We start from the raw sequence: 14,873 nt of genomic DNA, 5'->3' as shown, positions 1-14,873 counted from the left end.
CGTCATCTGTCAGCAGCAGCGCCTACCGTCGCGTGCCATGACAGGCCCTGCGCTGCCGCCGGCTGACCAGCGCGCCATCCCTGCGGACCTTCTCGAGCCCCGCTGGCGCCATCATCCCGGACTCACCCACGCTCAGTGGCAGGAGAACCGGCGGGAGGTACTCGCCCGCCGCGCCGACGATCTCGACCGCACCCTGGCTCACGACCCCGACCGCTGGCCCTATGGCATGCCCGACTGGCGCGCCGAGGAGTACCGACGCGAGTCGGCCCTGCACCAGTGGGCCGAGGAGCTCGCCAGCCAGCTCCTCACCGTGGTGGGCGAGTTGGGCTGGGGTAGTGGGGAACCGCTCGAGGACGCCTGCGGGTGGATTGTCCGTGTGGCTGAGGAACGCAGTATTACCTCATCGCCCCCCGTAGGCGACCTGGTTCCCCCCCGTAGGCCGGATCCGGCCGAGTTCGAGCGCTTCCGGCACCGGCTCCCCACGCGAGGGAATGTCGTCTACATCTTGCGCGGCGCCGACGGGAAAGCCTTATACATAGGCCAGACCAGCCAGCCTCGGCTGCGTCTGCGTTCCCACTGGCGCGGTCAGGAGTGGTGGCCGGAGGTCGACCGCATCGAGCTGTACAACGTGGCTGATGAATTGGAGGCCCGGGCACTGGAGTACGAGCTGACTCAGGAGCTGACTCCCCAACACAGCCAGGTCACCCGCCCGGAACTCGTGAAGTTGCAGCGCTTGCAGAACGCTCTGGCCTCGCGGTCCTACGTCCTGAACCGCGCGCGCATCGCCGCTGTTGTGCCAGTCGGCGAAGAGGCTACCCGCGTCCAGTAGCGTCCTCCCCCTTGCCGAGGGCCGGTCGATGTTCCGAGCAGGCCGGTGGCCATCCCCCGCCGTCGCGTACCTGCACGGACAATCCGGTGTATCGACAAAGCATAGAGAACACTCGCCGCCGATCTTGGTTGGCCTCCTAAGCGTCCTGCATCGGCTGATGCAGTAGAATTGGATCTTTCTCAACGAAAGCGCCGAGCTACTCCGGGAGGACAGGTGGGCGGCGTGAATTCTTCCGATCCCGCGCCAGACGTCAATCTCGCCGCGTATCTGAGATGGCTGCACCAGGAACACCGGGATTTGGGCACCGCGTTGTCCCGGGTAGCGTGGTGGACGGAGGGGGCGTACCCGAAGTCAGACGAGCTGGTAGACACAGCTCTGTCATTAGTAAAGGCCACCCTTTCAAAAGACCCGGACGTGGCGGCAGCAGGCCCCTATCTGGTTAGGTTGAAGGGTTCTTGGTACAACGGCCTAGCAATACCGGAATGCAGTGACATCGACGTCGATGTCCATCACCTCGGCACGCCAAACGCTCACCTCCCCAAGTGGTTCGGACATAAGGAGCTGCGCCCTGAAGAATGGCGGGCAATCGTTGCCCGATCCCTGTCAGCGCATGTCCGGGATGTGACAGTCGGCTCTGTCGCCATCACCATCAACAGTCTCGACGAAGTGTCGGTGGACGTCGTCCCTAGTACCCCGATTTGGGTACCCCAGTCGCCCCACATTGGAGCGCAGATGATGCTCGACTCAAGTTGGCTCAAAAAATCTGACGCCATTCGTGTTTGGGACCAGTCTCACAATCACTGGGTGGTAAACTGGCCCACTCGACATCTTGCGGCGACCGAGGAAATGGACACTCGAACGCACGGTTGGTATCGACGCCTCATTCGCGCTTTGAAGGGGGCACAGTTGGATGCAAACACCGTCGTCGACTTTATCGTCCCCATCGAAGGCAACCCCGATCACAGCAGCTACGACCATGAGCTCAGAGAGATGTTCCACCGATACCCGTCGTATCTTGTGGAGTCGCTTGTCTTGGGGTGCGTCGACTCGGTGTACCAGGACATTGAGGGGTGGAAAAGGCACTCCCGTGAGGTCACCATCCAACGGGCGATGTCCAGACTGGTGGACGAACTGGTCGCTTTGACGGGGGATGACGACGCTCTGTCTCGACTTTGGGTGCCAGGGATGGAGGGAGAGCAGCCGGTGTTTGAGGAGCGTCGCAGCATGTTCGAGCGCAGCCCTCAGTGGACCTTTGAGGATGCCCGGAACTTCGGTGAAATGATGAGGCTGTACATGGATTGGGTGGTATCTCATTGGGAATTTACTCCTTACACCCCATGGCCTGGCGAGTGAGCCGAAACGCTTAGCAAACGGTTAGTCACTGCGGCTCCTCGGGCCGACGTCACGCTGTCGGGGGCGTCCGGCGGCTTTTGGGCGGCAGCGCCCCTTCCGGACGTCCGGGGACGCGCTGCTCTTGCTTGCCCTCGGCGGTGCTGTGCTCGGTGGTGTCGGTCAGCCAGGTGATGTTCGGCGCGGTCGCCGTGAACTTTCCGGTCGGCCAGGTCATCGTGCACCGGCGGGCCGGCCTTGCGGTCCATTCCCCGCTTCTTGGCGAACACCGACCAGATCCGCTGCTGGGAACACAGCCGCGCGATCCGGTTCTCACCGACCGCGAGACCGCGTTCGCGCAGCTCGTCGGCGATGAACCGGTAGCCGAACGCCAGGTCGTCTCGGTGGATGTCGACCGCGGCGTTGATCAGGTGCGCGTCGTCCCCAGTCCCGCTGGCTGACCGGGTTGGCGAGCCACTTGTAGAAGGCCTACTTGGAGAAGCCCAGGATCCGGCAGGTCACCGCAACAGGGATCTTCTCGGCGGCAAGCTCCTGGACCAGCGGGTGAATCATTTTGAGAGGACGTCGCGGGCGAAGTAGGCCGTCGCCCGCCGCAGGATCTCGTTCTCGCTCCAACACCTTGTTCCGCTTTCGCAGCTCCCGCAGCTCGACGGAGTCGTCCTTGCCCCCGCCGCCCCGGTCACTCGAAGCCCGCAGGGCCAGTCCGTCGTTTCGGTCGGCGATCTTCAGCCAGCGCTGCAGACAGGACTCCGAGATCCTGAAGTCTCGGGCGACCTGGGAGATCGACGCCTCGCCCATGCGTGCCACGGCGATGACGTCACGCCGGAACTCCGGCGGGAACGGCTTGGGCACGGTGCTGATCCTTCCAGCGAGGCCGCAGCCTCACAGGCAAGGAGTCAACCGAACCGGGGGCAGTCCCTGGCCGTACTTGCCGGGCAAGCGGTACGAGGACTGGCGGCCGACGACTCGAAGGGCCATAACCTCGATACCGTGCGCCGCATCGTCGACGACCTCGACGCCCGGGTCCGCGCCCTGCTAGCCGAGCTGGTCCCGCCCCGGCAGTAGCGCCTGGGCCAACCGGCTCGCGGGCGCTACCGCCGACGGTCATGCCGCCGGGGACGGTCCTCGACGCACTCGTGGAGCGTCGGGGTGGGTCGACAGCGGCTTGCCGGCCCCTTCTCCTCATCCGCGTGCCGTTCGGGAGCATGGAGTCAGTGGTGATGTTCTGCTGCTCAGCTCCACCGGGCCATCCTGCTGCTTATCGCTACTGGAGATCGACCAAGATCGAGTGCCACACACGTCTTGCATCTGAGATAGCGGGACTCGTTGTGACGGATCGGCAAGCAGCCGCTGCAGCCGGTTCACCGCGCCCCTCGTCCGCTCCTCCCCCGTCGCCGCGTTCCTGTACCAGCAAGCTGCCGACGTCCGCGACGCTCAGATTGCCCGCGCCATCGTCGCCATGCTCAGCGCCGCCACGAGTCACCCACCGACGATCTGGAACTCTCTGAGTTGCAGCTGTGGGACGCGATAGGGCACGTGCGTCAGGAGCGGACCTCCAGGGAGCGCATGGGCGGCTGACCAGCAGAGACCGATCCGACCTTCCAAGCTGGCCATGCCGGTTCGATCCCGGTCACCCTCTTCACCTAAAGCCGCAGGTCACGCGCCCTTTAGGGACACTAGAGGAGTCCTGAAGGACCCTCCGGATGCTCCGATTCTTCCCCTTTAAGACCCTGTTTTCCGATGGCTAGGTCATGAATAGGTCACGGGCCGGTCCCTGATTCCACAGGTAAAGACCGCTGAAGGGTCCCTCGGCGGGGGCCACCGTGCCAGCGGAAAGGTCAGGCCGACATCTCACCGTGCTGGTCAGCGCGGTCAGTCGTCGGTCGGGATTCGAAGGTGATGCCCCCCGGCGGTCGCCGCGCGGTCTCCCGGAGCGGAAGGCCGAGCCGTTCAGTTGCTGACCCATGAGGCGGCCTACTTCGGCGCTCCACTCGCCGACGGGCCGGTCGCCGGTTCCGGTCGCCGGTCGAACAAGGACGCAAGAGTCTCGCCGATTAGGAGGCGTATTCCCTTCGCCGCTATTTATGGCTCCAAGGCTCTCCGTGTAGGGCTTCTAGCGAACCGTCAGGCATGCAGGCTAAGACATCGGCCCCTGCAGTGACAGTGCCTATCGGGTAGAACGATAAACCTGCGCGCTCAAAGGCATCAGCGAGGGCCTCGACGTCCTGGGAGCGGACGGTGAATGCAAGTTCGAAGTCGACGCTGTCACCAAAGACGAAGTCGTAGGCGGATCGTTGGAGACTCTGAGCAGCCTTCTCGACGAGACTCTCGACAACAATTTTCGTCATGTCGACTTCAATCCCAACGTGACTCTGCTCAGCTAGCCCCTGGAGCGCCCCCTTAAGCCCATCGGAGGTGTCTATGCAAGCCGTAGCTAGGGCACTGGTTGCAAGCACACGCCCCTCCGCCACCTTGGCTCGTGCACGCCGCCACGGGCGTAATAGTGCTTCTTCCTCATTCGCGCCCAGCCGCCGCGAGATCTGGCCGGAATCGAGGGACCGAAAGTAGGCTAACGCCGCGCCTGCTGTACCAGTAGCTCCAGTAACACAAACCAGATCCCCCGGCCTCGCGCCTGACCGCAGCAAGGCTTGCCCTTGCGCCACGACACCGAGGGCCGACGCAGATAGAAATAGCCTTTCTGCGGTCCCGATATCGCCGCCGATGTTGATGGCGTTGACGGAGGCGCAACTATCCGCGATTCCGCGCAGGACCCGACCAAAGGATTCGTCCGGCATGTTGCGTGGATATCGCACGACGCTCAAGAGTGCGACAGGCTCGGCTCCCATGGCCGCAATATCGCTGAAGTTCGCGGCCGCTAAGTACCATCCGATATCGAAATCATCCAAAAGCCCGTATTCGTACAGGAAGAACTTCGACCCACGAACATAGTCGCTGCCCACAACGAGATCCACCGGCTGATCTATCCGCAACACCGCACAGTCGTCCTGGGCGTCCGCGCCAGCAATGACACTTACCGCAGGCTCATCCTGAACCCCTACTTGCCATCCAGACTGACCTGCGAATACCTGGGCAACTATCTTCCTAAGCTTTCCAGGCTCGTCGAGGGGTTTGGGGATTGACTGCCCAAACTGTGTCACTCACGACCTCCGTCTCTCGCGAAGGCAGCCGATAGGCGCCTGCACGTCTCCCGCATCGCCTGCTTGCGAACCACAGCGGACCAGTCGTAGGCACCAGCTGGCAAACCAATAACTTCCGCCGAAACCGAACGAAGATACTGGCTCGCCCTGAAGGTGCCGATTCCATACAGGCGGACGGTGGACTCGTCGAACCTTAGGAAATAGGGCTCATCTTCCATGGCGCGATTCGCCAAGTCTGCGAGTCGGCTCAGATCTTCAGGAATCAAGCCGTCGCGGGTCATGACTGAGTCCACCGCGCTTCCATCGATTGGCAATAGATGAAGATGCGCGTGGTGGATGCAAGCGGAACCGAGCATCGCCGTCGCCGAACCATGCTCGAGTACGGTCAAATTACCATATTCGGACCGGTACACGCCGGACACATACTCCAGGAATTCAGCGACCTCTTCGCCATGTCTATCCAAGACAGTGGCGAAGTTGAGGTGGTGCTCTATCGGCAGGAGCAGCGCATGACCCTCCGTCAACGGAGACAGATCAGCAATGAGTCTTAGATTAGTGGTACTCGCGAGCACCCTACCCGGCGGGTCTCCCATGTAAGTGGCGTGAAACTCGGTCTCCACTGACTGGCGCGTCAGTTCCAAGCATAGATCGCATGGCTCTTGCACCGTCATGGAGTCAGTCTTCCTTGTTCAGCGAACCGCCGCACCTTGATACGCAGGGGTCAGCCGCCAGCATAGGATGAACGAGTGAGCGCGCGCACCGGAAGACTCATCGATCAGATCCTGGCAATCGCGGCTACCGTGACGCTTGCCCTCTACGGCGCGAAGAAGCCGGCGGCACTACAGGCCTACTTTGATCGCAACACATGGCAGCTGATAACGATCATCGTCCTGGCCGGGATCATAGCCGTCGTCAAGCCGTTTGAGACCTTCGCCAAGAGGGGGCGCATCGCGCGCAACGTCCAACTCCAGCGGGACCTGCTCAGCAAGCTCGGACAGCTTGTCGAAAAGGCAGGAAGGGTCGACTCGACTATCAGCATGTCGGACCCAGGCATGCATATATGGAAGCCGCGCAGAAGTCTCAGGAGTCCGATCTCCGGGCGTCTTGACAGGGTGGGGTTCTACCGATTGGGGACGACGCCCGTCACGCTCTCGTTCACTCCTCGGAAAGGGGTGGGCGTGGTCGGCATGTGCTGGGAAGCGAACGCTCCCCAGCAGGTCGATGTGGAGGCCTTAGCCTCGCGCATAGCTACCCGCGCTGAATTTGAAGCGCAGGTTGCTACTCAAGGGAAGGCCTCAGTGATGAACTTCACCTGGGATGAGTTCGACCGCGTCAGGCACCGTGGGGCCGTTTTTGCCGCACCAATCCGAGGGCGAAGGGACAAGTTCTTGGGCTGTGTAAGCATTGACGTTAGCCGCGGTTTCAACGGTCTCGTAGCGCAAGATGTTCCGAGACTCTCGGCAGATGTGGCGGCGATGTTTGGGCCGAGGGATCTCGAGTCGTGAGTAGTGGTGGGAACCGCTCAGAAGGCCACGCAATGATAGATGCGACCCGAGCGACAAGGCGTGCATACGCGGAGGAGGCGAACCGTTACTGCCACTTGACTCAAACCTACGAGCGTTTCCCGGGTCTTGAGGCGGAAGTCAGACGGTTTCATGACGCCACTCCGCCAGGTCCGATTCTCGACGCGGGCTGTGGAGCCGGACGCGACGCGTCACTGTTAGCCAGGCTTGGCCGGCTCAGTATCGCGATGGACGTGACGGAGCCGCTCTTGCGGTGCATCCCGCGGATAGACGACCAGGCTGTCTCGCGGAGGAAGGTGGTGGTCCTGCTCGGGGACCTGCTCTCGATCCCCCTCCTTGACGCCGCGGTGTCGGGTGTCTGGATGTGCGGCAGTCTGCTGCATTTGCCCAGGCGCATGCACGCCTCCGCAATACACGAGGCGCGTCGAGTCCTCGCACCAGGTGGCCTGTTGGCAGTCAGCATGAAGGCTGGAGAGGCCGACAGCCTTCAGTCACAAGGCTCGATTCTCGGCGAGAGATGGTTAGCCGAGGTGGATCCGTCCCGCTTCGCGGAACAGTTGCGCGTCGCTGGTTTCGCCGATGTGCGGATCGAATGGAGTGGACGCGGCGCTTGGTTTGTGGCTGTAGGTCGACGCTAAGCGCGGAAGCTCCCTTGCCGGCGCAATCGCCAGGTCCGTAGTCCAGAGATCGGGGTTACCATTCGGGAGACTCCGACGGATCCCACCTCGGGGGTCCTCGACGTCGCCGAAGGCACGAGGAATGAGGTGGATATGAAGGTGGTGGACAGTTCGACCAGCCGCCTCACCTTCATTGACGCCGATGGTGTAGCCATCGGGCTCAAGCCGCTGGTCCAGAATCTTCCTGGCGCGCTTGAGGAGGGCGTACGCATCTGAGACTTCATGTTCCATTAGGTCGAAGAATGACACAACATGACGACGTGGAACGATTTCAACGTGGCCCTCGGTCGCCGGGAAATTGTCGAGCCTGGCGAAGAATGAGTCGTTCTCGCATAAGATGCGGTTCACCGCTTGATCGTCGGTGCGACAGAACAAGCAGTCGACCATGTGGCCAGCGCCTATCGGGCTAGCGAGGTGACCGTCAGCGTCTGGGCGGCCAAGCCTGGCCGGGCTTGCGGCATCCGGCCGTGCGCCGGACAGTCGCTCTCGTAGGTCATCTGCCAACGTTTGAATCCTCACGTAGGCGGTGCGCAGAGTCGTCGCTGCCAGCTCGCTGCAAGCCGCGACGGTCGTGTTCAAGCCAGACCTCGCCACCGCGACAAGGGGCTCCTCTACCGGCATGGTCGAACCGACAGTGGGGGTCATCGTCTCCGGAGTCTGACGCTGTATGGCCGGGTGGTCCAGAGCTGGACGTATGGCCTTCGCCTCAGCCGGGTCTGCCGATCCCATGGGTCCTCCTGCGAGTGTGGCGACCCGTACCCCTGCCAGAGCGGTCGGTCGCGGACTGGACGCCAGTGTTGCGCGCATCGCTGGGGAAGATGGGGAGCGAGCACAAGAACGGTCTACATGGCGGTGCCGACAGTCTTGGCGCTGGTTGCCAGCTGTACGCAAGGCAAGCCACGTCGCTGGCGTGCCCAGTTCCGTGGCTGACCTCTGCTCGCAGTCGAACCGGTCGCGGTCACAGCCTGACGCTAGCGGGAAAGCGTTGTAGGCACATCCGAGCGTGGCGGCGACAGGCCTGACACGCCGGTTCCAGGACATCGCGTGGCGTCGCCCATACGGGCTGCAGTGTTGCTGATCTTCCATGTAGCGGTCCGACAGGCCGCGTTCTCAGCCCGTGCCATGCTGAGTGGACGTGCCGCCTTCAGAGCGGCGCACGTCGCCGGGGGTGGCCGGCGGCAAGGAGAAGAGCACCCTTCACCCGCAGCCAGCGGGCCGTTGTTGAAGACGTTCGCCTGTCCGACGGCCGGCCCAGCGGCGCTGGGCTTGGGCATCCACACCCGTGAGGTGCGTCTTGCCGGTGTCAAAGGCCAACGGGACCGCCGTGAATGTCTGAGCCCGCGAGCAACTAGACGAGGACGACAAGACCCTTGCTGGATAGGGCAAGGGACGCCTTGACGCAGGCCACTGCAGTGAGGTTGGCGACCTAAGCGCGACCGAGAGGCCGCAGGCCTCGACTCGGGACTCGATCAGGAGACACTTCGGACGTGAGCTTGGCCGCCGCTGTGTGCTTCACCGTCGCTCGCGGAACAGGCCGGCATCCGACTGGTCGTCCGAAGCGGGCGGGCCGCCCAGAGGGTGCTCCGGGAGCGGAGCCGACCTGCGGCGACGCCGGACACAGACGGCCCAATGGCAGTGTTCCGCCGGCGGAACACAGAACTTGGCCACCTCCAGCTCGATGCCGATGAGGGAGTTCTCGAGTACGTGCTCGCGAGCCAAGCCAGGTGGGGCGTCGCGGTCGGCCTGCTAGTTGCCGGTGCCACGGTTGGGCGCTAGGCAACTTCCTGAGCCTGACCTCCTGACCTGGTGTCAAGATCCAGGGGTTCGCCTGAGCTCCCTTCGTAGATTCTCGATGCACCTTGCCCTGTTCCCGGGTCGGAGGACGCGTCCCCAGGAGGAGCCCTTCCTCTGTCGTCCCTTGCGCACCGCGTTTCTTGCGGATCGCGGCACCGTGGAGAGCGAGCACGCACCGGGTTGCCGGTACACCGCGACGTCAGACCGCTCTTAGCCGACGATCGGGCCCGCGATCGACGCCGCTCGGCCAGCGCTAAGTCACGGATGAAGTAACAAGATCAAGAGGAACACACCTCATGCACCCGGGGTCTGCCGGTTCGTGGTGACGGGTTACTGGAGATTCGCTCGGAGCCTTGATGGCATGGGAACCAGCGGCACCCCCGAATACCGAGCCCGACAGCGGCAGCGCGAGCGGCAACGGCGTCAGCAAGCCCAGCGGACGACGCCGAACGCTCGCTCGGCCCCAGCTCCAGCGGCCGTGCACGGTCCCGAGCGGAGGACCTCGGCGACGGCCTGCGGGTGGTGCGGTGGACCCATCACGCCGGGAAGGCGGGGGCCTATCCCGAAGTGGTGCTCCGCCACCTGCCGGCACCGGGCTTGGGAGCAGGCCAGGGCCGCTGCCTCCGGTCTGTCAGCAGTGGAGCTCGTCGAGCGGCGCGTCGAAGTCCCGGTGCCTCTCGCGCCCACCCGCCGCGACTGGACGAGGCTACTCAGCGCGCTCGCCGGCCAACTGAACGACGGACGGTTCTACGACCGCGACCTGCCCGCTCTGGCGCGGGCCCTGCAGCCCGTACTGGAGGGGTACCGGCGACGAGCGCACCTCACCGGCGCTCCCCACCTGCACTGAACATGAGCCTCCAGGACTTCTCCAGTAACCAGAAAAGTCGCTCAACCCTCCAGTCGGCACGTCTCGAAGCTCGAGCGCGTGCGGTTGGGGACGAACTGGAGATGTTCTGAAGGCCGCTGCCCCACTGTTGTGGGGCAGCCAGCCGTCACGCAGAAATGCGCGATCGATCCGGGAGAGGCCGACATGGGTGATCCACAGCCGTTCGGGGACGTCATGGCCGCCGACCGTCTCCTCCTCACGCCCGAAGAGGCCGCGTCGGTCCTCCGCATCGGTCGCACTACGGTGTACGCGCTCATGAAGAGCGGGGAGCTGCGACCGGTACACATCGGCCGCAGCTGCCGGATATCCCAGGCAGAAGTCGAGCGCTACGTGCGCCGGCTCCAGGCTCTCCCGTCTCCTCCACAGCCTTCGCCGGACGCCGCGTGAATCCACAGCGAGCCTGCCCCTTACCTCAGCGCTCCAGGACACTCAGCCTCCGAAAGATCGCCAAGGGATGACGGGACGCGCGTCGAACGGCGAGTCGACTATCTACAAGGGCGCCGACGGGCGCTGGCACGGCTACGTCTCCGTCGGCTTCAAGCTCGCCGGCACGCTCGACCGCCGGCACGTCAGCAGCAAGAGCCGCGGCGTCGTGGTGGCGAAGGTCCGAGAGCTCGAGCGCAAGCGCGACTCCGGGACGGTCGGCGAGACGTCGACCCCGACGGTCGCCGAGTGGCTCGAGCACTGGCTGACCACGGTCGCCCCGCGCCGGGTGCGGCAGCGGACACTGGAGAGCTACGAGTCCGCCGTCCGCAAGCACCTGATCCCCGGACTCGGACGGCACCGCCTCGACCGACTGCGCCCCGAGCACCTCGACCAGCTCTACACCGCGCTCCTCGACGCCGGCTACTCCCCCGCCACCGTCCTGCGCCACCACCGCATCCTGTCCCGAGCGCTCACCGTCGCCATGCAACGTGGCCACGTCGCCCGCAACGTGGCCGGCCTCGTCGATCCACCGACTCAGAAGCAGAGCGACATCGCCACCGCCCTCGATCTCGGCGAGGCCCGCGCCGTGCTGCAGGCCGCAGCCGGCGTCCGCAACTCCGCCCGCTGGACCGTCGCGCTCGCCCTCGGCCTGCGCCAGTCCGAGGCGCTGGCGTTGCAGTGGAAGGACATCGACTTGCTCACCGGCACCCTCACGGTGCGGCGCAGCATCCACCGGGTCCGCGGCGGCGGGCTGGTCTACGAGGAGCCTAAGACCCGCCGCAGCCAGCGCACGTTGGCGCTGCCGCTGCCCCTTCTCGATGCACTCAGGGAGCACAAGGCCGCCGCCCAGCTCGGCGAACGGATGCTGGCCGGCTCCGAGTGGCACGACGAGGACCTGGTCTTCGCCCAGCCCAACGGCCGGCCGATCGACAAGAAGACCGACTACGACGACTGGACCCGCCTGCTTCAGAGAGCTGGCGTCCGGCACGTCCGGCTGCACGACGGTCGGCACACCGCGGCCACCTTGCTGCTGAGCGAGAACGTGCACCCGCGGGTGGTCATGGAGCTGCTCGGCCACAGCCAGATGCGCACGACCATGGACATCTACAGCCACGTCATGCCGGCGCTAGCCCGCGAAGCCGCCGACCGGATGAGCGCCCTGCTGCTGCCAGGTAAGGGTGGGCAAACTGCAACCACAACTGCAACCAGAGACGACTCAGGCCGCTCCCCAGAAGGGGAACGGCCTGGTCATCGGGGTGGAGCTGAGGGGACTCGAACCCCTGACCCCCACACTGCCAGTGTGGTGCGCTACCAGCTGCGCCACAGCCCCGATCCGACCCGGTCTGGTGCGTCCGAGCCGGGTGCAACTGTACAACCCCGCACGCCCGGACCCGCGCAGGGGGTCAGAGCTCGACGCCGCGCGCCGCCAGCCACGGCAGGGGGTCGACCCTCTTGCCGCCCATGCCGCCCTTGTGCACCTCGAAGTGCAGGTGCGGGCCGGTCGACTGACCCCGGTTGCCCAGCAGCGCGATCGTCTCGCCGGCCTCCACGTACTGCCCCGGCTGCACGAGGATCTTGTCCATGTGGCCGTAGACGGTGACGTCGCCGTTCTCGTGGAGGATGTACACGGCCAGCCCGAACCCGCCGGCCGCCCCGGCGCGCAGCACCACGCCGTCCACCGCCGCGTACTCGGGCGTGCGCATGGGCGCGGCCAGATCGATGCCGTAGTGGAAGGTGCCCCAGCGGCCGCCGTAACCGCTGGTGAGCCGGGCCCCGGCCACGGGCAGGACGGCCTTGGGCCGGGCGGCCTCGGCGGCGGCCGCCGCCGCGGCGGCCTCCCGCTCGGCACGGGCGGCCCGGGAGGCGGCCACCTCCGCGAGCCGGGCCTCGGCCTCGGCGACCGAGATCGACGCCTGCGGCAGGACCTCGACGCCTTCCTCGGTGGTCATCAGCACGTCGGAGGCCTCCACCACGGAGGTGGCCTCGGCCGAGGCGGCGGGCGCGCCCTGCAGGCTCAGGCCCGCGGCGCCGACGCCGCCCAGCAGCAGCGCGCACAGCAGGAGCGCGGGGCTCCGGCGGGCCTGCCCCCGGGCCGGACGGTGACGGGCGCGGCGCTCGGCGGCCCGGCCGGCAGAAGGGTGCACCACACCGAGCAGCTCCGTGCGGGCCTCCTGGCCGATCCCTGCGTCCATGCACCTGTCCGTCTCGCGTGGGGAACGTGCGCGCCCGATCGGGCGGCGCCCATCGAAACATTCCGTGACGAGTCCGTGACCAGACGATCGGCGCGTCGCTCGCGACACGCCGGTGACGCGCACCACCGGCCCCACGAGTCACAGCCGTGATCGAACCCGGTGACGGAGGCCGGCAGGGCGTCGGTGATCATGGACACGCCGTACAGGGCGTTTTGACGGCCCGGCAACGGGCATTCCGGTCCCTCCGGCGTGAAAGAGACCGCGCCGGCCCGGCGCCTCCGCGACCGCGATGCGGCGCCGGACGTTGTTGCGCGGCACCCGGCACCACCCGTGTACTGCTGACCTCCGGGGACCCGGAAACCGGTCGGCTCGGTACACGGCGCTCAGGACAGAGAAGGAGGGACGCGATGTCACAGGCCGAGCTCCTGCGCCTGCGGACGGACGCCGCATCGGCCCCGGCCCGGCGTCGGGCGACCCCCGTCCCGCCGGGCACCGTCTCCCCCGCCGCCCCCAACGTGGTGGCGGCCGCCGAGATCCACCCGCTCACCGACGCGACCCTGCCGTTGCACGAGGCGCAGCTGAGCGTGCCGACCTACGACCGCTCGGCGCTCATCCCGGCCGTCGTCCACTTCAGCGTCGGCGGGTTCCACCGCGCCCACCAGCTGCTCTACTTCGACGAGCTGGCCGAGCGCCGGATCAGCGACGACTGGGGCGTGGTCGGCGTCGGGCTGCACAGCCGGACGATGAAGGACGCGCTCGCGCCGCAGGACCACCTCTACACCGTCGTCGAGCGCAGCCCCGACGGGGAGCGCGCCCGCGTCGTCGGCGTCATGGTCGGCTACCACTTCGCGCCGGACGACCCGGCCGCCGTGCTCGACCTGCTCGCCGACGAGCGCATCCGCATGGTGTCGCTCACCATCACCGACAGCGGCTACCGGCTCGACCCGCAGACCGGGCGCTTCGACGCCGACGACGCCGACGTCCGGTGGGACGTCGAGCAGCCCGCCTCCCCGCGCACGGTGTTCGGCTACCTAGTGGAGGCGCTCGACCGGCGCCGCCGGGCCGGCCTGGACCCCTTCTCCGTCGTCTCCTGCGACAACATGCACCGCAACGGCGACGCCGCCCGCGCCGCCGTCGTCGGGTTCGCGCGGCTGCGCGACGAGGTCCTCGCCCGCTGGATCGCCGACCACGTGGCCTTCCCCAGCAGCATGGTGGACCGGATCACGCCGCACACGAGCGTCGAGGAGCGGGCCGCGGTGGCCCAGCGCTACGGGGTGGACGACCGGTGGCCGGTCATCACCGAGCCGTTCTCCCAGTGGGTCATCGAGGACACCTTCTCCGCGGGGCGCCCGCCGCTGGACGCCGTCGGCGTGCGGTTCGTCCCCGACGTCGGCAGCTACGAGCTGATGAAGACCCGGCTGCTCAACGCCAGCCACTGCGCCCTCGGCTACCTGGGCTCCCTCACCGGGCACGCCAGCCTCGACCAGGTGATGGCCGACCCGGTGCTCGCCGGCTACGTCTCCCGGCTCATGGACGTCGAGGTCACCCCGCTGCTGCCGCCGCCCGACGGGATCGACCTGGCCGAGTACAAGCGCGTCCTGCTGCACCGCTTCGCCAACCCGGCGATCGCCGACGGGCTGCCCCGGCTGTGCCGCCGCGGCTCCACCAAGATGCCGCACCACCTCCTGCCGTCGCTGCGCCAGGCGATCGAGGAGGGGCGGCCGCACGGCCTGCTCACCCTCGCCGTCGCCGGATGGTTCCGGTACCTGCGCGGCACCGACGAGGCCGGCCGGCGGCTGCCGGTCGAGGACGCCCTCGCCGAGCAGCTGCAGACGCTGGCGCGCGCCGGCGGCAACGACCCGCGGCCGCTGCTGGGCGAGACGTCGGTGTTCGGGGACCTCGGCGCGCACCCGGCGTTCGTCGCCGATCTGGCGGCGACCCTGACCGCGTTCGACCGCGACGGGGTCCGGGCCACCGTGGCCGCCCGCACCTTCGGCCCCGTGGCGCTGCCGCGGTGACCGCCCCCTCCCCCGTCCCG

11 protein-coding genes, 1 tRNA gene and 2 pseudogenes are annotated in these 14,873 nt (G+C 66.4%); 8 read left to right on the top strand and 6 right to left on the bottom strand.

What is annotated here, in order from left to right; genetic code table 11:
* Nucleotides 1-37 precede the first annotated feature (37 nt).
* Entirely contained in the window at nucleotides 38-829 is a 792-nt protein-coding gene (locus ACI790_RS03765) for a GIY-YIG nuclease family protein (protein ID WP_456568442.1), read from the top strand.
* A gap of 222 nt (nucleotides 830-1,051) precedes the next feature.
* The gene (locus ACI790_RS03760; protein ID WP_456568441.1) at nucleotides 1,052-2,182 is read left to right on the top strand and encodes a hypothetical protein; all 1,131 of its coding nucleotides are present in this window, start codon (nucleotides 1,052-1,054) and stop codon (nucleotides 2,180-2,182) included.
* A gap of 124 nt (nucleotides 2,183-2,306) precedes the next feature.
* Here ACI790_RS03760 and ACI790_RS03755 read toward each other — a convergent pair.
* From ACI790_RS03755 to ACI790_RS03745, 3 genes and pseudogenes are all read right to left on the bottom strand, one after another.
* Nucleotides 2,307-3,031, bottom strand: a pseudogene (locus tag ACI790_RS03755) (IS3 family transposase); the annotation flags it as partial.
* Nucleotides 3,032-4,257: 1,226 nt separating this feature from the next.
* Nucleotides 4,258-5,337, bottom strand: a complete 1,080-nt coding sequence (gene thiL / locus ACI790_RS03750) for a thiamine-phosphate kinase (protein ID WP_456568440.1) — start codon at nucleotides 5,335-5,337, stop codon at nucleotides 4,258-4,260.
* Nucleotides 5,334-6,008, bottom strand: coding sequence for an HIT family protein (locus ACI790_RS03745; protein WP_456568439.1), 675 nt, complete (start codon nucleotides 6,006-6,008; stop codon nucleotides 5,334-5,336). Before ACI790_RS03745 ends, thiL begins: the two co-directional genes overlap by 4 nt.
* 75 nt (nucleotides 6,009-6,083) lie before the next feature.
* On the opposite strand from ACI790_RS03745, the gene ACI790_RS03740 reads away from it, so the two are divergent.
* Both ACI790_RS03740 and ACI790_RS03735 read left to right on the top strand, forming a co-directional pair.
* Nucleotides 6,084-6,842 (top strand): hypothetical protein, encoded by a 759-nt coding sequence (locus tag ACI790_RS03740; protein WP_456568438.1) that lies wholly within the window; start codon nucleotides 6,084-6,086, stop codon nucleotides 6,840-6,842.
* A 32-nt stretch (nucleotides 6,843-6,874) separates the two neighbouring features.
* The gene (locus ACI790_RS03735) at nucleotides 6,875-7,498 is read left to right on the top strand and encodes a class I SAM-dependent methyltransferase (RefSeq protein WP_456568437.1); all 624 of its coding nucleotides are present in this window, start codon (nucleotides 6,875-6,877) and stop codon (nucleotides 7,496-7,498) included.
* Here the strand turns inward: ACI790_RS03735 and ACI790_RS03730 are convergent.
* Nucleotides 7,382-7,924, bottom strand: a complete 543-nt coding sequence (locus tag ACI790_RS03730) for an HIT family protein (protein WP_456568554.1) — start codon at nucleotides 7,922-7,924, stop codon at nucleotides 7,382-7,384. The genes ACI790_RS03735 and ACI790_RS03730 overlap by 117 nt on opposite strands.
* Before the next feature lie 2,044 nt (nucleotides 7,925-9,968).
* Between ACI790_RS03730 and ACI790_RS03725 the strand changes: the two genes are divergently transcribed.
* The 3 genes and pseudogenes from ACI790_RS03725 to ACI790_RS03715 form a co-directional block, all read left to right on the top strand.
* Complete coding sequence (locus tag ACI790_RS03725) at nucleotides 9,969-10,178, top strand: hypothetical protein (RefSeq protein ID WP_456568436.1); 210 nt, start codon at nucleotides 9,969-9,971, stop codon at nucleotides 10,176-10,178.
* Nucleotides 10,179-10,361: 183 nt separating this feature from the next.
* Complete coding sequence (locus tag ACI790_RS03720; RefSeq protein WP_456568435.1) at nucleotides 10,362-10,604, top strand: helix-turn-helix domain-containing protein; 243 nt, start codon at nucleotides 10,362-10,364, stop codon at nucleotides 10,602-10,604.
* A 67-nt stretch (nucleotides 10,605-10,671) separates the two neighbouring features.
* A pseudogene (locus ACI790_RS03715) lies at nucleotides 10,672-11,700 on the top strand (tyrosine-type recombinase/integrase); the annotation flags it as partial.
* A 200-nt stretch (nucleotides 11,701-11,900) separates the two neighbouring features.
* Here ACI790_RS03715 and ACI790_RS03710 read toward each other — a convergent pair.
* A tRNA-Ala gene (locus tag ACI790_RS03710) sits at nucleotides 11,901-11,973 on the bottom strand.
* Nucleotides 11,974-12,046: 73 nt separating this feature from the next.
* The gene (locus ACI790_RS03705; protein WP_456568434.1) at nucleotides 12,047-12,835 is read right to left on the bottom strand and encodes a M23 family metallopeptidase; all 789 of its coding nucleotides are present in this window, start codon (nucleotides 12,833-12,835) and stop codon (nucleotides 12,047-12,049) included.
* A gap of 407 nt (nucleotides 12,836-13,242) precedes the next feature.
* Between ACI790_RS03705 and ACI790_RS03700 the strand changes: the two genes are divergently transcribed.
* Complete coding sequence (locus ACI790_RS03700; RefSeq protein ID WP_456568433.1) at nucleotides 13,243-14,853, top strand: mannitol dehydrogenase family protein; 1,611 nt, start codon at nucleotides 13,243-13,245, stop codon at nucleotides 14,851-14,853.
* Nucleotides 14,854-14,873 lie beyond the last annotated feature (20 nt).

Source organism: Blastococcus sp. SYSU DS0539 (genome assembly GCF_054050855.1).
Note: the sequence above shows the minus strand (reverse complement) of the source record. Positions and strands in the feature narration are given on the sequence as shown.